The organism is Variovorax paradoxus (genome assembly GCF_000834655.1).
In the GTDB taxonomy this organism is placed as follows: Bacteria; Pseudomonadota; Gammaproteobacteria; order Burkholderiales; family Burkholderiaceae_C; genus Variovorax; species Variovorax paradoxus_F.
On record NZ_JXQQ01000010.1, the window covers coordinates 322,576 to 340,381 of the forward strand.

General features: G+C 64.1%; 14 protein-coding genes. 10 read left to right on the top strand and 4 right to left on the bottom strand.

Annotation, left to right across the window (positions count from 1 at the left end):
* Positions 1 to 412 precede the first annotated feature (412 nt).
* A complete protein-coding gene (locus tag RT97_RS06145; protein WP_042577849.1) occupies positions 413 to 1,273 on the bottom strand; it encodes an EamA family transporter in 861 nt (286 codons plus the stop codon).
* Entirely contained in the window at positions 1,273 to 2,157 is an 885-nt protein-coding gene (locus RT97_RS06150) for a MurR/RpiR family transcriptional regulator (protein ID WP_042577850.1), read from the bottom strand. The genes RT97_RS06145 and RT97_RS06150 overlap by 1 nt, the downstream gene beginning before the upstream one ends.
* Before the next feature lie 78 nt (positions 2,158 to 2,235).
* On the opposite strand from RT97_RS06150, the gene RT97_RS06155 reads away from it, so the two are divergent.
* On the top strand, positions 2,236 to 3,132 hold the full coding sequence (locus tag RT97_RS06155) for an oxidoreductase (protein ID WP_042577851.1): 897 nt from the start codon (positions 2,236 to 2,238) through the stop codon (positions 3,130 to 3,132).
* 337 nt (positions 3,133 to 3,469) lie between these two features.
* Here the strand turns inward: RT97_RS06155 and RT97_RS06160 are convergent, their stop codons facing one another.
* Positions 3,470 to 4,099 carry a TetR/AcrR family transcriptional regulator gene (locus RT97_RS06160; protein ID WP_042577852.1) on the bottom strand — a complete coding sequence of 210 codons (630 nt, stop codon included), beginning with the start codon at positions 4,097 to 4,099 and terminating at the stop codon, positions 3,470 to 3,472.
* A gap of 589 nt (positions 4,100 to 4,688) precedes the next feature.
* On the opposite strand from RT97_RS06160, the gene RT97_RS06165 reads away from it, so the two are divergent.
* From RT97_RS06165 to RT97_RS06185, 5 genes are all read left to right on the top strand, one after another.
* Complete coding sequence (locus RT97_RS06165; protein WP_042577853.1) at positions 4,689 to 5,162, top strand: nuclear transport factor 2 family protein; 474 nt, start codon at positions 4,689 to 4,691, stop codon at positions 5,160 to 5,162.
* A gap of 25 nt (positions 5,163 to 5,187) precedes the next feature.
* On the top strand, positions 5,188 to 6,624 hold the full coding sequence (locus tag RT97_RS06170) for an MFS transporter (RefSeq protein ID WP_042577935.1): 1,437 nt from the start codon (positions 5,188 to 5,190) through the stop codon (positions 6,622 to 6,624).
* A gap of 399 nt (positions 6,625 to 7,023) precedes the next feature.
* Entirely contained in the window at positions 7,024 to 8,091 is a 1,068-nt protein-coding gene (locus tag RT97_RS06175; protein ID WP_042577854.1) for a catalase family peroxidase, read from the top strand.
* Positions 8,088 to 8,633, top strand: a complete 546-nt coding sequence (locus tag RT97_RS06180; protein WP_042577855.1) for a cytochrome b — start codon at positions 8,088 to 8,090, stop codon at positions 8,631 to 8,633. The genes RT97_RS06175 and RT97_RS06180 overlap by 4 nt, the downstream gene beginning before the upstream one ends.
* Before the next feature lie 614 nt (positions 8,634 to 9,247).
* Complete coding sequence (locus RT97_RS06185; RefSeq protein WP_042577856.1) at positions 9,248 to 9,985, top strand: winged helix-turn-helix domain-containing protein; 738 nt, start codon at positions 9,248 to 9,250, stop codon at positions 9,983 to 9,985.
* Between the two features lie 85 nt (positions 9,986 to 10,070).
* On the opposite strand, the gene RT97_RS33755 is transcribed toward RT97_RS06185, so the two are convergent.
* The gene (locus RT97_RS33755) at positions 10,071 to 10,442 is read right to left on the bottom strand and encodes a hypothetical protein (RefSeq protein ID WP_253278154.1); all 372 of its coding nucleotides are present in this window, start codon (positions 10,440 to 10,442) and stop codon (positions 10,071 to 10,073) included.
* Positions 10,443 to 10,966: 524 nt separating this feature from the next.
* Here RT97_RS33755 and RT97_RS06195 point away from each other — a divergent pair.
* From RT97_RS06195 to RT97_RS06205, 4 genes are all read left to right on the top strand, one after another.
* Complete coding sequence (locus tag RT97_RS06195; protein ID WP_042577857.1) at positions 10,967 to 11,269, top strand: putative quinol monooxygenase; 303 nt, start codon at positions 10,967 to 10,969, stop codon at positions 11,267 to 11,269.
* A gap of 734 nt (positions 11,270 to 12,003) precedes the next feature.
* Positions 12,004 to 12,153, top strand: a complete 150-nt coding sequence (locus RT97_RS33055; protein WP_155403744.1) for a hypothetical protein — start codon at positions 12,004 to 12,006, stop codon at positions 12,151 to 12,153.
* A 23-nt stretch (positions 12,154 to 12,176) separates the two neighbouring features.
* Positions 12,177 to 12,821 (top strand): flavodoxin family protein, encoded by a 645-nt coding sequence (locus RT97_RS06200; RefSeq protein ID WP_042577858.1) that lies wholly within the window; start codon positions 12,177 to 12,179, stop codon positions 12,819 to 12,821.
* A 125-nt stretch (positions 12,822 to 12,946) separates the two neighbouring features.
* Positions 12,947 to 17,323 (top strand): DEAD/DEAH box helicase, encoded by a 4,377-nt coding sequence (locus RT97_RS06205; protein WP_042577859.1) that lies wholly within the window; start codon positions 12,947 to 12,949, stop codon positions 17,321 to 17,323.
* Positions 17,324 to 17,806: the final 483 nt, after the last annotated feature.

Sequence of the window (17,806 nt, forward strand, 5' to 3'; positions counted from 1 at the left end):
CACCCAAACGCCAGCCTGGGCAGCAAGTTAGTACAAAGAAGTGGGCGGCGCCTGACGACAGGTTCGTTCGTGAAGAGCGTCTCCTCGGGGGCAATCAGTTGTTTTTGTAGGCTAATTGTTACGTATCGTCACGATTTCCGCAAATCTGAAATCGATTGTTTCGCCGATCTGCCGGCCCCTTGTCGATCGTCACTGCGTCTTGGCCATCCGGCCCTGACTCTCAAACGATCCTCACAGACCTCAAAAGTTGGGGCTCCCTGACCCTCCGAACCTAGATTTCCGCTGACCGTGGCAAGGCCATCGGCCACCGACCCTGTAATGTCCGGTTGCTTTCGACAGGTGGTCGCCTTGCGCGGCCCGGATGGGAATCCCAGTCAGCGAGCGACGCTCATGGGTTGGCTGCACGCACACGTCAAAGACTGATCGCCGCGACTCCGACGAGCACGACCACCGCCCCGACAGTCCGGCGCACGAGATGATCCTCGCCGAAAAGCCGGCATGCGAGTAGAGAGCCGATGACAATGGATGACTCACGCAGCGGCGCCACAAGCGCCACCGGCGCGTCCAGCATGGCGTGGAGGACGAGCATGTAGGCCAAGGGGGAGAAGACAGCCACGACGACGATCGGCACGACGTCGGCACGGAGGGCGGCGCGGACCCGGTGCCGCCTGCGCAGCGCGTTCGGGGTCAGTATCAAGCTCTGCAGCGCCAATGTGCCGGCGTAGTAGCTCACCGGCGCCAAGTGCATGGAGGTCACCGCATAGCTGTCCCAGAGCGTGTAGCCGGCGATGGTGGCGCCCGTCGCGGTGCCCCACATCATTCCCTGCAGCGAGCGGCGACTCCCCACCCTGAACGGGTTGCCCGTGGTCACGAGGATGCCCGCAATGACAAGCAGCGCGCCGAGCATCGCGAATGCGGTGAGCCGTTCTCCCAGAAGGAAGAGAGCGAACAGCATCGTCAGAATCGGCCCTGTGCCACGCGCGACCGGATAGACCACCCCCAGTTCGGCGCGGTCGTAGCCGGCTTGCAAAGTCAGGGAATATGCGAGGTGCAGCGCAGCCGAGATGGCTGCACCTGCCGCAAACCGCCAATCGAGCGCTTGCTCCCCGCTGGCCATGAGCGCGATTGCGATCGGGACGCACAGCACCGCCGAGGCGCAGGTGTAGGCCCAGACAAACAGCACGGTGTCCGCCCGCTTGTACTTCGAGGCCAGGTTCCACACCGCATGCGCGACGGCCGCGGCGAGCACGATCGCGACGGTGCGCGGCTGCATCAGGCGATGTCGGGCAGATCGATGCCTGCCCGCTCGGCCCGGCGGCTCCGTTCCGGGTCGCGCAGGGCGATGGCGGCGACCAGTGCGTCAATGACAACGAGCTGGGCCAACCGACTCCCTGCGGCAGCCATTTGCGCGGGCAGCGGCGCACCGCCGACGACGAGCGCGATATCCGCGAGGCTCGCCAGGGGTGTGCCGTACTGGTTGGTGATCGCGATGAGCGACGCCCCGGCCGATGACGCCGCGTCGGCGATGGCGAGCGTGGTAGAGGTGCGCCCGGTCGAACTGACGGCGATGACGACATCGCCCGGGCCGAGCAATCGCGTCGCGATCATTGCCGACAGATAGTCCGGAATGCTGATGGTCGTCACGCCGACCGCGCGAAGCCGGAAGACCGCGTCGGCGGCGACCGTCGCCGACGTACCAGCACCGAACGCGATGACCTGCCGCGCGCGCTGGATCGACCCGACCGCGTTGTCGAGTGCGGACAGTTCGATGGCCCCGCCAAGCGCAGTCAGTGCATCGCTGCCTGCGCGGATGGAGGTTTCCAGCACGGCAGACAGCGTCGCGCCCGCGGTGAGCGCTTCAGGAGGCGCGAAGAAACGGGTGGTGCCGCGGGCCCGAGCGATCTCGATCTTGAGCTCGGTGAACCCGCCGAACCCGATCGCGCGTGCAGCGCGGATGACGCTCGGCGGCGAAACGCCCGCACGTGCGGCGACCTGCGCGGTGGTGCTGGCGCCGACGAACAATGGATCGGCGAGCAAAAGTGCGACGACCTTCGCTTCACTCGCGGCGAGATCGCCGCTGCGGGCCTGGATGCTCCCGATCCACTCACCAAGCCGCCCCTCGTGATCTGAAACTCCATTACCATTTTGTCTTGTCATTCGTAATATATTACGAGACGCGTTCAAAGAACGCAATATGAGTCGAGCAGTTGCCTCGCCTCGAGTGAAAGGAGTTCCATGACCACACAGTTCGCCGGCGCCATTGCTGTCGTGGGCCCGGGCGCCATCGGGGCCACGGTAGCGGCGGCACTGCACGACGTCGGCCGCACGCCGCTGCTGTGCGGCCGCACACCCCGAGATCGCCTGACACTGCAGGATGACGATCGGCTCATCGCCGTACCCGGGCCGGTGCAGACCGACGCCGCACGCATCGATCGCAAGGTCGATCTCGTCTTTCTCGCTGTCAAGGACACGCAGATCGACGCAGCCGCGGAATGGCTCTGGGCGTTGAGCGGTCCGGACACGGTCGTCTGCGTCCTGCAGAACGGGGTTGAACAATCGGAAAGGGTCGCCGCGCATTCCCCACCCGCGCGCATCGTTCCCGCCGTCGTGTGGTTTCCTGCCCAGACGCAACCCGATGGCGTGGTGCGCTTGCGCGGCGACGTTCGACTCAGCCTGCCAGATACGCTCGCCTCTCGCGTGGTGGCTGAGGCGCTGCGAGGCACCTGGTGCGCCGTGGAACTGGCCGCCAACTTCGGCGCGCTCGCCTGGCGCAAGCTGCTGCAGAACGCGATGGCGGGACTCATGGTGCTCGCACACCGGCGCTCCGGCATGTTCGGTCGCCCGGACGTTGCCGACCTCGCCCTCGCGTACGGGCGGGAATGCTTGGCCGTGGCCCGCGCGGAGGGTGCTGAACTCGGCGACGACGCGCCGCAGGAGATCCTCGAGAAGTTCCAGGCATTACCCATCGACATGGGCACCTCGATCCTTGCGGATCGGGAGGCCGGCCGGCCACTCGAATGGAACATCCGCAACGGCGTCATCTCGCGTCGCGGCCGAGCGCACGGCATCCCGACGCCGATCAGCGACGTGCTGGTGCCCCTGCTCGCAGCCGCCAGCGACGGCCCCGGGTGATCCCTCGGCATGAACGACGAATAATCCTCGCCCGCTTTCACCTCGAGGCGCATTGCGATGGCCAAGCGTTCTTCCGTCCGCTTCATCGACGCGCTCAACCCTGAGAATTCCTGGCATCGGGCGCCCGTGTCAGGGTCTATGCCGCGACGTGACGGTACCGGGAGCGCTGCCAGACGGACTCGGGCTCGATGGCCTTTTCCGCCCCTCGCCAAGCCGCGTGAGGTCCGAAGTCGAAGGCTCAGCGAAGGAACGCGCTCCGAGAGCGCGAGCCCGAAATTGCCGAACAGGCCGCGGGCGCAGGCCCTGCATTTACTCCATCCCGCGCCGAAGCCGAAACTCAGGCGGCTTCAGCTGGCCGGGCTGCCGCGGCGTCCCATATCCCCATCAACTCGGACACAGCTTTTTGGACATCCGAATGTCGGACGCGGTCGCGGGCGAGGACCGAGATTCCGAGGAAGAATCCATCAAAGGCAGCGGCCATCGCGACCGCATTCGTGGTCTTGCGGAGTTCTCCGGACTTGATGCCGCGTTCCACGCAGGAACGGAATCCTGCGCGCGTGCGCTGGCGGACGCCCTGCAACAACGCGGTGATGGTCTCGCTCCCTGGTGAATTCGCGCCCATCACACCCAGCGCCACCATGCATCCCTTGGGATGGCCAGCGCCGTACTGCATCTCGACGGAGCGATGAAGTGCAAGATAGACACCCTCCCTGGGCGGAAGCGAGCCGTCGTGCAGGCTCTGGGTCACGCCGCCATAGCTTTTCAGGTACAGCTCCACCGCCTCCTTGTAGAGCGCTTCCTTGGATTCGAAGGCTGCATAGAAGCTGGGCGCGGAAATGCCTTTGCCCATTGCCGCCTTGAGTTGCGAGAGCGACGTCGCATCGAATCCATGCTCCCAGAAAAGATGCATTGCCGAGGTGAGCGCAAGATCACGATCAAAAGTACGAGGTCGACCTCGCTGAGCCATTCAAAACTTCCCCGCGGATAAAATTACATATTAGTCGATACATAATTCGCGGACAAGGCTTGGGCGATGGCGCTGCCCGCGATCGGCGGAGGGTCTGGGGCAGCCCATTCGCGCCACAGCCTTTGCGCTGCAAACCCGTCGGCCGGTACGGCGCATGCCCTTCGCTGGGGCTGAGTACACCGCTTTGCTTGCCTCCGCCCAGTCCGTCACTGCCGGACTCCAGCGTCGCCGTGCCTGCACGCAGCGAACGGGTCCGGCAGACCGTCGTGCCGTGCCGGAAACCCCGTGGCCTCCGAGCTGTCCCCGAGGTCCCGCTGGATGCATTCCACCGCTGGATGCATTCCACCGCTGGCCGAAATCACACGATTGACAGAACCTCACCGACCCACTTATATTTGTACCGTTCGATATATAAATCGGACGAGGGGTTCCAGAGCTGCGGGCTTTGACGGCCAAGCCTTCGGCAGATGTCGCGTTTCGAACGCGATCACGGGAACGCCTCAATCATTGGTCTATTTTTGTACCGAATGGTATGTTATTTGTGCCAGTTGGTCCTGGTGGACTGACCGCACGCAATCGGAGAATGTGAATGTCCAAATCCATTGAAGCCCGCCTTGATGCGATCGAGAGCCGCTTTGCGATCGATGCATTGATCGCCAACTACGCGGAGGCGTTCGACACCATGAACATGGAGTTGCTGGCAAGCCTGTGGCACCCCGACTCCCGACTCCTGCTGGGCGCCAACGGGAACTCGGACGGACTGGATGCCATTCTTGCGCAGGCGCGGGTCAACATGAAGCGCATGCCGCACATGCACCACTGGATGGCAAACGCCATCATTGCCATCGACGGCGACACAGCGACCGGCTCGGTCGCGGCGGACTGCCTTTTCTATCACGTCGAGCAGGGACCGCTGCAGGCAAGCGGTCAATACCGTGATGTCTTTGAACGCCGCGACGGCCGTTGGGCGTTCCTGCAGCGCACGTTCGAGATGCACTTCTCCACGCCGCTCAAGGACTGGGTTCCCACTGTGGGGACTGAAGGCTGGGGCCGTGCTGACTGACCAAACAGCGCTGCAACAGACCATGATGCAAGCGACAACTTCGGGCAGGCGCCGCTGGCTTGCGTTTGCGGTGTTGCTGGTGGGGGCGTTCCTCCCCCCGCTGGACTTCTTCATCGTGAATGTGGCCCTGCCGTCCATCAAAGGCGACCTTCAAACCAGCGATGCGCAGTTGCAACTCGTGATCTCCGGGTACGCAGCAGCCTATGCCGTCTTTCTGATCACCGGAGGGCGCCTCGGTGACCTCTTCGGCCGACGCAACATCTTCCTCGCCGGCATCGCCGGCTTCGGTCTCGCATCGGTGGTGTGCGGCCTCGCGACTTCACCTTTCATCCTTGTGGTGGGCCGGGTCCTTCAAGGCCTGAGCGCCGCCGCGATGGCGCCGCAGGGCCTGGCGTCCATCCACGCCCTGTTTCCGATCCATGAACGGTCTCGTGCCCTCGGTGTGTACGCGGCAACGATCGGGCTGGCAGCTGTGGTGGCGCAGGTACTGGGCGGCGCACTGATCTCCGCGAACCTGTTTGAACTGGAGTGGCGCATCATCTTTCTGATCAACCTGCCAGTGGTCGTTGCTGTCCTGGCGGGTGGATTGCCGCTCTTGCCAAATGCCAGAGGCGATGATCCGGCGCCCGTGGACAAGGTCGGCGTTCTGCTTTGCGCCATCACGCTGGGCTTGCTGATCGTGCCCCTGGTGGAAGGGCGCGAGCACGGTTGGCCATGGTGGGCAGCTGCCATGCTCATTGCCTCGCCGGTGGCCGGCTTCAGCTTTTGGCAATGCGAAACTGCGCTCGCTCGTCGCGGTGGCGTGCCGCTGGTCAGCATGGATCTGTTGCGCATGCCCGGTCTGATGAGCGGTCTGACGGGCGTCCTTTTCTTCTATGTCGTCTCTGCGTTCTTTCTGTTTTTCTCGGTCTACCTTCAATCAGGGCTCGGCCTGAGCCCCGGTGCGGCAGGCTTGGTCTTCCTGCCGTGCGGTGTCGGCTTTTTCATCGGGCCGCTCACGACACCGCTGGCCATCCGCGCATTCGGCAAGTGGGTTCCTGTCATCGGCATGATGCTCGAAGTAGCTGGATGCCTCTACCTTGCCGCTTTGGTGGCAGCCACACCCGCCCACATGCCTCCCAAGTTTGCGGTGATGGTCGCTGTCGGGCTCATCGGCTTCGGTCAAGGTTGGGCGCTGCCGACCCTCGTGCGTGCTCTGATAGACCGGGCGCCGGCGACCGGCTCCGGAATGATTGCCGGCATCACCAACTCGGCTTTGCAGATCAGCGCTGCCTTGGGTGTTGCAGTCATGGGCGGCGTCTTCTTCGCCGTCGCAGGCGACACGCCCAGCCCGGTGTCCATGGCCAGGGCACTGGTTGCGACCATGCTGTGCGTCGCACTCAGTTTGCTTGTCGCGGCAGCACTGTCCGTTGTCGCGTCCAGATCGAGCACGCGGGCCGCCCTGAAGCCCGCGACCGCCTGATGCCCTGGATTCCTTTTCGACGGAAGACGGGTGAGCCCCATCTCCCGCGGCGGCCTCGTCATCCTCTGTAATGCCGCTGCGCTCGCTTGCCGGCCTTTCCGCGCGATCTGAGGGCGCAGAGACGTGTCCTTCATCGTGCCCCGCGACAGCGCCAGCAACACGCCTCGGCTGTGATGGCCCCGACGCTCTCACCCCGTCAAGACCGAGGTAAGGGCTCTCACCATTCACACATTCGGCCGACCGATTATCAAGCGGGTGTAACCCGTGGGGACCGGCTCGCGAACTAACGTCGGACGCAGCGACTGCGATGGCATGCACATGGGCATGCGCAGATCCATCGAACGGTCACGTCATTAGAAAACTCAAGGGGCGCCCTGCCCGCGCCCATGGAAAAAACCGATGAAAAAACACCAAGACAATTCACCTGCGGGGCTGCCGATCAGCGTTCGTTGGGCAGCAATCATTGGTCTGGTCATTGCTGCTGCTCTGGCCTTCGCCTATGCGGGCGGATGGTTGACGCCTGCGCGTCTGACACCGGCAAAGATCGTCGACTCACTCGCGCCAGCTGGCGGCGCCATCAAGGGATATCGGCGCAACCATGCCAAGGGGATTTGCTTCGCCGGAAGTTTTGAGGCAAATGGCGAGGCCGTTGCGATTTCTCGGGCACCGCTCTTCAAGGTAGGCACCTATCCCGTCACCGGGCGCTTCAATCTCGCCGGCCCGATTCCCACCATGAGTGATGGCACCGGCCGTGTTCGCGGCCTGAGCCTGCGGATACAGGCGCCGGATGGCCAGGAGTGGCGCACCGCAATGATCAATCCACCGTTCTTCCCCGTCGCCACGCCCGCCGATTTCTATGCGCTTCAGCGCGCCAATGCGAACAAGCAGGACCCAGCGCCGGCCAAGCAATTCGCGGCCAGTCATCCCGCGCTGCGCGCGTTCGGGGCATGGGCCAGCACGGCGCCCTATGCCGAATCCTACGCCCAGGATCGCTTCAACAGCCTCAACAGCTTCGTGTTCACCAATGCGCAGGGTCACGATCAAGTCGCGCGTTGGTCCTTCATTCCCACGACTGCCATGGTGGCGGTGCCACCGGAGGACTTGAAGAAGCGTGACCCTGACTTCCTCTTCCAGGACATTACCGAACGGACCGCCGCCGCCCCGCAGAAATGGAAGCTGGTCCTGACTCTTGCCAATCCAGGCGATCCCAGCGCCGACCCGACCCAGGTCTGGCCCGACGATCGTCGCCAGATCGATGCGGGCATGCTGGTGGTCACCAGGATCGTCCCCGAGGCCGATGGCCCGTGTCGCGACATCAATTTCGACCCCACGGTGCTGCCGAAGGGAATCCGCACCTCCGACGATCCGTTCCCGGCAGCGCGATCGGCCGCGTATGCCCTGTCCTATGACCGGCGCACCGCAGAGTCAGAACACTATCCGCGCATCCAGTCCGAAGGCAAGCCATGAGCCGCTCCAGCATGAAATTCTCCCTTCTGCAACGTGTGCTCCATTGGGCCATGGCGGTTGGCATCCTTGCGATGCTGTTCATTGGCGTGGGGATGATGTCCACCATCGATGGCGCTTACCTGTTCCTGGTGAGCATTCACAAACCGTTGGGCGTTGTGATACTTGCGCTCGCGTTGCTGCGTCTTGCCGTGCGCTGGCGCAGGGGGGCACCGCCGTTGCCGGCGGACATGAGCGAGCCAATGAAACTCGCGGCAAGGTTGTCGCACGCAGCGTTCTACGTGCTGATGATCGCGATGCCGCTGCTGGGTTGGTCCATGTTGTCTGCCGCGGACTATCCCGTTTTCATAGCCGGGATTCGGCTGCCTCCGATCGCTCCACCCAGCGCCGAGCTGCATAGCATGCTGTGGGCAGCCCACAGGGCGCTCGCGTTCATTTTGTTCGCGTTGTTCCTGCTGCACTTTGCTGCCGCACTTCTTCATGCCTGGGTTCGAAGGGACGGTGTGTTCGAGACCATGAAATTCGGCCGCGATCGAGTCCGCTGATGGCTGCGTCATCGGATGCGGCGCGGATGCGCTTGTCGACAGATCAATCGAGCTTGATTTAAGCGACTTTCCTGGAAGCGCTCAATGGCCCGGACTAGTCAGGCCCCAATCTATCAGGCGTTCTAACGCGACGCGTCCTGTGGGTGTCAGCGAACCCCGATTGCGGCTTGCGTTCGCTGCTCTGAATCTTCAGATGGCGGAGTCAACAGTTCGGCGCCGAACAAGCCGACGGCACGCAGCGTCTGCACGTTGGGGATTTCGTCAAATGAATCGAGGCCTGAAGCGGTTTTTGGACGTCGTAGAGATCCAGCGACCTGACGGTGGTCAGGCGAGAAAGATGGCGGAAGGCGTCGGTACAAAATGTTTCCGAATCTGCCCCGCAGCGGTAATAAGACGATATGAGACGCGTTCTCCTGCACCGCAATATCATTGGACAACTGATACTTCTCCGCCCTGAGGGATTGGGGCAAAGTTGCCCGACTCAGTTTTGCTCCCGTGGGGCTGCCCCAGAAGCTTGAAACGGGCGTGGGGTTTGGCGCACGCGCACCTACCTTTGCGCATCATCACCATCCAACAAAAAGGGAGAAGTTATTTCCTTCGCAGAGCCGTCTTCTGTGGCCGTCGTTAATGATCTGGAAATCCTGCGCAGTGAGTTCGGGCGAAAGGTCGAAGCACTAGGTCATTGTCCGAAATACTTCGCTGACATTCTCGACCTGCTGAGTGCCCTTGCCTGCGGGCAGCGTTTTACCCTTGCCATTTCGAGCTTTCGCGCTGAAAAGACTTCTTGGCACAACGTGCACTCTGTCAGCGAAGTGCTGCGCATGCCCGTCATGCTCATTGTCCAAGCATCTCAATGGCCTGACCTCCATGCAAGAGCGTCGGACAGCCAGCTCATCGACATCGTCACATCCGAGATGTCGGAACGCGAATTGGGGTGGCGCATCGACGTACTGCTGAAAGCCGCTCAAATCAAGTCACAAAAACCCAATGAACGAGACGGCAGTTGGGGCGGCTACCAATTCCTTGAATCGGAGCACGTCGTACTGCATCGAGGTCGCCCGATCCACCTCCAACCACGGCAGTTCACCCTGGCCAAGACAATGTTTGAAAACGTCGGCGAGGTTGTCAGTCGGGACCGGTTATGGACATCCGTGTGGAACGTGCCGCCACCCATCGCAAAGAATCGGACGATCGACGTTTGCATAAACAATGTGCGCCGAAAACTTGATCTGCATGAAGAAAACGGATTCATTCTTCGGGCCGCCTACAAGCTTGGCTACATCCTTTCGGCCGTCGACCCTGCTTCCAGCGGTCGAGAAACCGTGGACTTGGTGGGCACAAAAATCATTTGACCGGCGAGGGCTGAATCTTCCCTCATCTCCCTGACACATCAGATGCGCGCCCCTCTGCCTGAGCGCGTTGCCAGCCTGTCCTTGGTCAAACGCCCGAACGCTCCACGACCACCTCGCTGATCTGCACAACGGGTTGGATATCCGTGTAATTGGCGATGTCGTCCTTGATCTCCTGCTGGTGCTGGCCGGAAGCGGCCCGATAAGCTTCGACAGAAGAGACAACGACTCGCACCGAGCGCGTTGACGTCAAGGATGTGGCCACGGTGCGGTCGCGCAGCGAACTAGGGGATAAGGCCGAGTTTCGGCCTAGGAAAACGAAGCGCAAGTCGTGGTTCTCATGTCCGCCGATGCGGCAGTGCAACCACGCGCCATCGAACTGGGTGACCAGTTCGGCGACTGACACGCTGAAAGCCCCCGAAGTCCCGCGCGTCTGGTCGGTGCTGCTGGCTACCACCATCGGGGAGCCGACCCTCGCGTCTTGGGCCGACGCAACCGAGGTGGGATCGTAATCTGAGGCTCGATCCAGAAAGCAATTCGTAGGGGCTTGGCAGCATCATCAGAGTAGAGGCTGCCCCAACCTTGGCAAGAGCACAAGGATGCACTCTGGAAGCCTGCTTCCGGCCACAACCGACCGTTCGTTGAGCTGGCAAGTGGGTTAGTGACTGCCATTTTTAGAGTATTGCCATGAGGCGTGAAGCTGCCGTGGGGACAAGGCGGATCGCTGGGACTGGCGTAGCCCGTTGAGCAGCCCGACGGCGACACGCTCGACCTGCGCATCTACAACATCCCCACTCTCGGCAAGGGATCGGCCGTCGACGTGAACTACCACGCATGCTGCCAGAGCTGGTCGAAGCCAAGGTGCTCGATGCCGAAAGCTGAGATGAACGAAATAATTCGCGACATGGCCATTCAAACGGCGCAAACTGATCTGCCCGATGCGACCAACCGGTTCGCGTTTCGTTGAACGAAAGGAAGCATGCCATGGTCACAGTCGCGTTGTTCGTTCGCCTGGAAGCGAAGCCCGGGAAAGAGAAAGAAGTCGAAAATTTTCTCGTGGGTGGCCTTCCTCTCGTGATGGAGGAGCCCGCCACGACCGCTTGGTTTGGCCTTCGCCTTGGGCCGACAACCTTCGGAATCTTTGATGCCTTTCCGGATGAAACAGGCCGTCAGGCGCATCTGTCCGGCAAGGTTGCGGCGGCTCTGATGGCACAGGCAGGTGATTTGTTTTCCGAGCCGCCGTCCATTCAGGATGTCGACGTGCTTGCGGCAAAGTTGCCCGGCTGAACACTTTCGGAGATTTGTCCGGCAGGTGGATGCCCTTGCAGGTCCCAACTTTTTCAAGAAGCGGGATCCGGCCGCGCTGGCTGCGCTTGACAAGGTGCTGATGGCGGCGGCAAACGAGCCACGAGCTCGCCTGCCACGCCCGGCTGCATCGCGCTGATCGCAGCACTGGCGATGCTCGACGGGACGCCGCGCTCGAGGCGGCATCTTCTTGGTCGCACCTTTGCCTCCAGGCCGGCGGCGGGACGAAGAGCGTCAGGCCTCAGGTTCGGGGCAGTGCTGCGACCACGCCGGCGTGCCGAGCTTATGCGTGCCGCGCACCGGACCTGGGGGGCCGCCCTCGACAAGCCAACGTTTCAACTCGGCCATGCCGGCGGCCGGCGTAGGTGACGCAGCGCACGGATGCGACCCGAGCCGGAGCCAATTCGCTGGCTCGTGTGAAAGCCGGCGCAAAGGCCTGTCGCCTTTAGAACTGAGACCAAACTTGATCTCGCCGGGCTCGTTGATGCGAAGCGGGAGCTGCGCGTGTTGAAATCTCGGCAGAAAGAAAAAATGGCCGCTCCATACCTCGTCCTGACCAGGCGAAAGGGGTTCTCCCAAACTCGACGGCCCGACCATTGGAACCAGCGCTCTGACAAGGTTCTCTCGGCCTTCCTTCAGGGCGAAGTGAAGCTGTCCGACAAGACCGCCAACGCGTGCAACGCAGATTTAATTTTCACCCCGCCAAGGAGACTCCAATGATCCGGAAACTGGCCTCCGGCGAATATCGCCTTTACTCCCGCAAGACCGACCCCAAGACCGGTAAGCGACGTAACCTCGGCACCTTCGATTCGAGAGCACAAGCGCAACAGCACGAGCGCGAAGTCCAGTACTTCAAGCGCCACTGAAGACGCTGGCAACTCTCGGCCCCATGTCTTCTCTGATCGCCACCGCCGCGACGCAGCCGTCGCCCCTTCGCGCCGTAGCATTCAACTGCAGCCTGAAACCCGCGCAACTGCCCTCCTCCACAGGCGCAATGCTCGGTGACATACGCGACGCGCTGGCCTCGCACGGCGTGGAGACCGACATCGTGCACGCTGCCTCACACAACATCCTGCCCGGCACGCGCTCCGACGAGGGCCCCGGCGACGATTGGCCCGCGCTGCGTGCCCGGGTGATGGCGGCGGATATCGTGGTCATCGGCTCCCCGATCTGGATCGGCCAGCCCAGCAGCGTCGCCAAGCGCGTGCTCGAGCGCATGGACGCGTTCATCGCCGAGACCGGCGACGACGGGCGCATGCCCTCCTACGGCAAGGTGGGCGCCGCAGCCGTGGTCGGCAATGAAGACGGGGCGCACCACGTGGGCGGCGAGATCTATCAGGCGCTCAACGACCTGGGTTTTTCGCTAGCGCCGAACGCCATGGCTTACTGGGTGGGCGCGGCACGCAGCGGCGAAGAGTACCGAGAACTCAAGCCCGTGCCCCAGTCGACCATGGATGCCACGCAACTCATGGTGCGCAATGCCGTGCACCTGGCGCGCCTCCTGCGGCAATCCGGTTATCCACCAAAGGCATGAATGCCACGGCCGCGGCCGACGGCAAAGCAGCAAACGCGGCTTGAGATTTCCCGTATCGTCCCTAAGTGTTTGGATAGCTGCCCGCCGCGTCGCGTTGCCGCGATGCCTACCGTAGCTCATTTCCCGTGGTCCTGAATTCCTTTCATCCCGCCATCGCCCGATGGTTTCGTCGAACCTTCCCTGGCCCCACGCCCGCACAGTCCGAGGCATGGCCTGCGATCCGCGCGGGCCGAGACACGCTGGTCGCAGCGCCCACCGGCTCCGGCAAGACGCTCACCGCCTTTCTCGCGGCATTGGACGAACTCGTCCGAAGCGGCCTCGCATCGGAGGGGCTGCCGGATGAAACTGCTGTCGTCTACGTCTCTCCACTGAAGGCGCTCTCCAACGACATCCGCCTGAACCTCGATGCGCCACTGAAGGGCATTCGCGCTGAACTGACGGCGCTGGGATTGCCCGACATCGACATCCGCACCGCCGTGCGCACCGGCGACACGCCGCAGCGCGAGCGCCAGCAAAACCTGCGGCGACCGCCGCACATTCTGGTGACCACGCCGGAGTCGCTTTACGTCCTGCTGGGCTCGGCATCGGGCCGCCGGATGCTGTCGACCGTGCGCAGCGTGATCGTCGACGAGATCCACGCCATTGCCGCGAGCAAGCGCGGCAGCCACTTGGCGCTCTCGCTGGAGAGGCTGCAGGCGCTGTGCGAGGCAGATGGCCACGCACGCCCGGTGCGCATCGGCCTTTCGGCCACGCAGAAGCCCATCAACGAGGTTGCGCGCTTCTTGGTCGGTGCGGGCGCGTTGCGCGCCGATGGCACGGCCGACTGCGCCATTGTCGACATCGGCTATGCAAAGCAGCGAGATCTGGCGCTGGAACTGCCCCCGACGCCGCTTGAGGCGGTGATGTCGGGCGACCAGTGGACCCAGGTGTATGCCCGATTGGCCGAACTGGTGTGCTTGCACAAGACGACGCTGGTGTTCGTCAATACGCGCCGCATGGCCGAGCGCGCAGCGCGGCATCTGGGCGACATCCTCGGCAAGGAGGCGGTAGCGGCGCACCACGGTAGCCTGTCGAAGGAAACACGCCTCGATGCGGAGCAGCGCCTCAAGCGCGGCAACCTGAAGGTCCTCGTGGCCACGGCATCGCTCGAGCTGGGCCTGGACATCGGCGACGTCGACCTCGTCTGCCAACTCGGCTCACCGCGCGCCATAGCCACATTCCTGCAGCGTGCCGGGCGCTCGGGCCATGCCGTGGGCGGCGTGCCAAAGGCGCGGCTCTTTCCGCAGTCGCGCGACGAGTTGGTCGAGTGCGCCGCCCTGCTCGACTGTATCCGCCGTGGCGAGCTCGATGCGCTGCGCGTGTTGCCCGCGCCGCTGGACGTGCTCGCGCAGCAGATCGTGGCCGAGACCGCCTGCCGCGAATGGCACGAGGACGAACTTTTCGCGCTCGTGCGCCGCGCATGGCCCTACGCGCAGCTCACGCACGAGCGATACATGGAGGTCGTGCGCATGGTGTCCGAAGGATTCGCCACGCGGCAGGGCCAGCGCGCCGGCTATGTGCACCGCGATGCCGTCAACCAACTGCTGCGCGAGCGCAGGGGCTCGCGCATGACGGCGTTGACCTCTGGCGGCACCATCCCGGAGACTGGCGACTACACGGTCGTGATAGAGCCGCAGGCCGACAAGATCGGCACGGTCAACGAAGACTTCGCAGTCGAGAGCCTGGCGGGCGACGTGTTCCAGTTGGGTAACACGAGCTACCGTATCCTGAAGATCGAGCCGGGCCGCGTGCGCGTGGAAGACGCGCAAGGCGCTGCACCCAACCTTCCGTTCTGGCTCGGCGAGGCGCCGGGGCGCAGCGATGAGCTGTCGTTCGGCGTGTCGCGGTTGCGCGAAGAGGTCGCGCGGACGCTGGAATCCGGCGGCGAAGACGCCGCGATGAAACTGCTGACGCGGACCGTGGGCTTGGACGACGAATCCGCGCGTCAGATCGTCGGGCATCTCGCGCATGCGCTCGCGGTACTGGGCGCATTGCCGACGCAGCGCACGCTGGTGATGGAGCGCTTCTTCGACGCCTCCGGCGGTATGCAGTTGGTGATTCACTCGCCCTTCGGCAGCCGGATCAATCGCGCATGGGGCCTTGCGCTGCGCAAGCGCTTTTGCCGCACCTTCAACTTCGAGCTGCAGGCCGCGGCGACCGAGGACGCGATCGTGCTGTCGCTGTCCACCAGCCACAGCTTTCCCCTCGACGAGGTTGCGCACTACCTGCATTCGGCCTCGGCCGTGCATGTGCTGGTGCAGGCACTGCTCGACGCGCCGCTGTTCGGCGTGCGCTGGCGCTGGAATGCGACCACCGCGCTGGCGTTGCCGCGCTTCAGCGGCGGGCGCAAGGTGGTGCCACAGGTGCAGCGCATGCGCTCCGAAGACCTGCTCGCAGCTGTGTTTCCCGACCAGGTTGCGTGCGCGGAAAACATCGTCGGCGAGCGCCAAGTGCCCGATCACCCGCTGGTCTCGCAGACGCTGGACGATTGCCTGCACGACGCGATGGACGCCGAAGGCTGGCTCGCGCTGCTGCGCCGCATGGAGTCGGGTGAGGTGCACATGCTGGCGCGCGACCTTCCGGCACCTTCGCCGCTCGCGATGGAGGCGTTGAACGCGCGCCCCTACGCATTCCTGGACGATGCACCGTTGGAGGAGCGCCGCACGCAAGCCGTGCAAAACCGCCGCTACACCGATCCCGAAAGCGCCAACGACGTCGGACAGCTCGATGCGGACGCCATCGCCAGCGTGCGCGAGGAAGCCTGGCCGCAACCGCGCTCTGCCGACGAGATGCATGAGGCGCTCAACATGCTCGGCGCCCTGGGCGACGACGAAGTGGCGCGCGAAGCGGGCTGGAAGCAATGGCTCGCCGCGCTCGCCAGGGCAGGCCGCGCGACGCGCCTGTTGCTTGAGCCTGAAGGCGAGAGGCGTGCCGCGCGTGGCCTGTGGGTGACAGCGGAGCAACTGCGGCTGCTGCACGCCATTGCCCCCAATGCGCCTATGCACCCCCCTATCAACGCGCCCACCGATGCCGAGCAGCCGCCCGATCGCGAAACCGCACTGCGCGAACTGCTGCGCTCACGCCTCGGCGGCCTGGGCCCCGTCACCGTGGCGCAACTCGCCGGGCCGCTCATTCTGCCGCCCGCGGACATCGAAGGCGGCCTCCTCGCGCTGCAGATCGAAGGCAGCGTGCTGCAGGGCCGCTTCACGCCCGGCGGGGCCGATCTGGAATGGTGCGAGCGCCATCTGCTGGCGCGCATCCATCGCTACACGCTCAAGCGCCTTCGCCGCGAGATCGAGCCGGTCGAGCCACGCGACTTCGTGCGCTTTCTCTTCGAATGGCAACATATCGGCACGGCAGCGCGCGTGCGCGGGCCGGAAGCGCTGTCGGGCATCCTGTCGCAACTCGAGGGCTACGAGGCCCCCGCGCCGCTGTGGGAAGCCGAACTTTTGCCCGCGCGCGTGACAGACTACGCCGGTGCCTGGCTCGACGACCTGTGCACGGCGGGGCGTGTGCTGTGGACGCGCCTGCGCCCGTCGGCGGCGGAAGGACGCAAGGGCACGGGCAGCCTGTCGTTGCGCGCCACGCCGGTCGTGCTGCTGCCGCGCCGCAGCGCGCTATTGTGGAGCGGCTTGGCACCGGCACCGGCCGACGATGAAACGCTGGGCTCGCGGGCGCTGCGCGTCTGCGCGCATCTTGCGCAGCACGGTGCCTGCTTCTTCGACGAGATCGCGCTCGGCACGCGCCTGCTGCCAGTCGAGATTGAAGAGGCGCTGACCGAGCTGGTCGCCAAGGGCCGCGCGCGCTGCGACAGCTACGCGGGCCTGCGCGCACTGCTGGTGCCGGCCTCCAAGCGCGCATCGGCCGACACGCGGCGGCGTCGGCGCACGCCGCTCTTCGGCATTGAGGATGCGGGGCGCTGGACGCTGGTGCGTCCCCCCACCGCTGAAGCGACGGCGGTGCCTTCCGCAGAGGCCATCGAACAGGTTGTTCGCGTGCTGCTGCGCCGCTACGGCGTGATCTGCTGGCGGCTGCTCGAGCGCGAGGCCGCTTGGCTGCCGCCGTGGCGCGACCTTGTGCGCGTGTGCCGGCGGCTGGAAGCTCGCGGAGAAATCCGTGGCGGCCGCTTCATTGCCGGGGTGTCGGGCGAGCAGTTTGCCCTGCCCGAAGCGGTCGCTTCGATGCGCCAGGTGCGCAGGCTCGCAGGCGACGGCACGCTGATCGCGCTCGCGGCCAGCGACCCGGCCAACCTGCTCGGAACCATCGTGAACGGACCGAAGGTCCCGCGCGTCGCGGGCGCGCGCGTGGTGTACCGCGATGGCGTGCCCATTGCGACCAGTGTGGCAGGAGAGTTCGCTGCGCTGGTTACGCTTGACGGGGTGGAGGAGCAAGCCGCCCGGCAAGCGCTGTTGCTGACGCCGTCGCTGCAACACTTTCCAGGAAACTCAGAGCGCATGGGTTGACTGACCGCGGAGCGGGGCCACGGCCGCGACGCGCCACACCGCGGCGCGTTAGGGCGCGCCATGTGCCACCTGCATAAGAGGCGACCGGAAGCCTGTAGATTTCATGTCACCGCGCGCAGAAATCACCGAAGAAAGCCGATAGCCCAAGACCCCCTCTGCTGCATTGAATGCCTGGTTGGCGGCAGAAGTGCCGCCTACATGGCCATCCGCCGGCTCTGGTTCTGTTTCGAAGCCTCCGTCAGCAACGAGGAAACCCGGGTCTCGGACTGGGCACAGCCGCATGCTCGGGGCGATGTTCTCGCTCGGGAAGGCAAATTTGACTGTGAAGTCCTTTCGAGGATCGGAATTTCATTGCAGAACTGACAGCCATTCAAGCGCGTACGGATTGATTGCGCGAACCGGAAACTTCCCTTCGCTTGATCAGGCGAGCCCTGCTGGTAGGTTGTTCAAAAGTGCAGTGCCCTGTATCTGCCCGACGGACGC

Bases quoted from the DNA above. Each gene is read 5' to 3' on its own strand.
- RT97_RS06145 (WP_042577849.1), bottom strand. From the start codon at position 1,273: ATGCAGCCGCGCACCGTCGCGATCGTGCTCGCCGCGGCCGTCGCGCAT.
- RT97_RS06150 (WP_042577850.1), bottom strand. From the start codon at position 2,157: ATGACAAGACAAAATGGTAATGGAGTTTCAGATCACGAGGGGCGGCTT.
- RT97_RS06155 (WP_042577851.1), top strand. From the start codon at position 2,236: ATGACCACACAGTTCGCCGGCGCCATTGCTGTCGTGGGCCCGGGCGCC.
- RT97_RS06160 (WP_042577852.1), bottom strand. From the start codon at position 4,099: ATGGCTCAGCGAGGTCGACCTCGTACTTTTGATCGTGATCTTGCGCTC.
- RT97_RS06165 (WP_042577853.1), top strand. From the start codon at position 4,689: ATGTCCAAATCCATTGAAGCCCGCCTTGATGCGATCGAGAGCCGCTTT.
- RT97_RS06170 (WP_042577935.1), top strand. From the start codon at position 5,188: ATGCAAGCGACAACTTCGGGCAGGCGCCGCTGGCTTGCGTTTGCGGTG.
- RT97_RS06175 (WP_042577854.1), top strand. From the start codon at position 7,024: ATGAAAAAACACCAAGACAATTCACCTGCGGGGCTGCCGATCAGCGTT.
- RT97_RS06180 (WP_042577855.1), top strand. From the start codon at position 8,088: ATGAGCCGCTCCAGCATGAAATTCTCCCTTCTGCAACGTGTGCTCCAT.
- RT97_RS33755 (WP_253278154.1), bottom strand. From the start codon at position 10,442: ATGGTGGTAGCCAGCAGCACCGACCAGACGCGCGGGACTTCGGGGGCT.
- RT97_RS06195 (WP_042577857.1), top strand. From the start codon at position 10,967: ATGGTCACAGTCGCGTTGTTCGTTCGCCTGGAAGCGAAGCCCGGGAAA.
- RT97_RS33055 (WP_155403744.1), top strand. From the start codon at position 12,004: ATGATCCGGAAACTGGCCTCCGGCGAATATCGCCTTTACTCCCGCAAG.
- RT97_RS06200 (WP_042577858.1), top strand. From the start codon at position 12,177: ATGTCTTCTCTGATCGCCACCGCCGCGACGCAGCCGTCGCCCCTTCGC.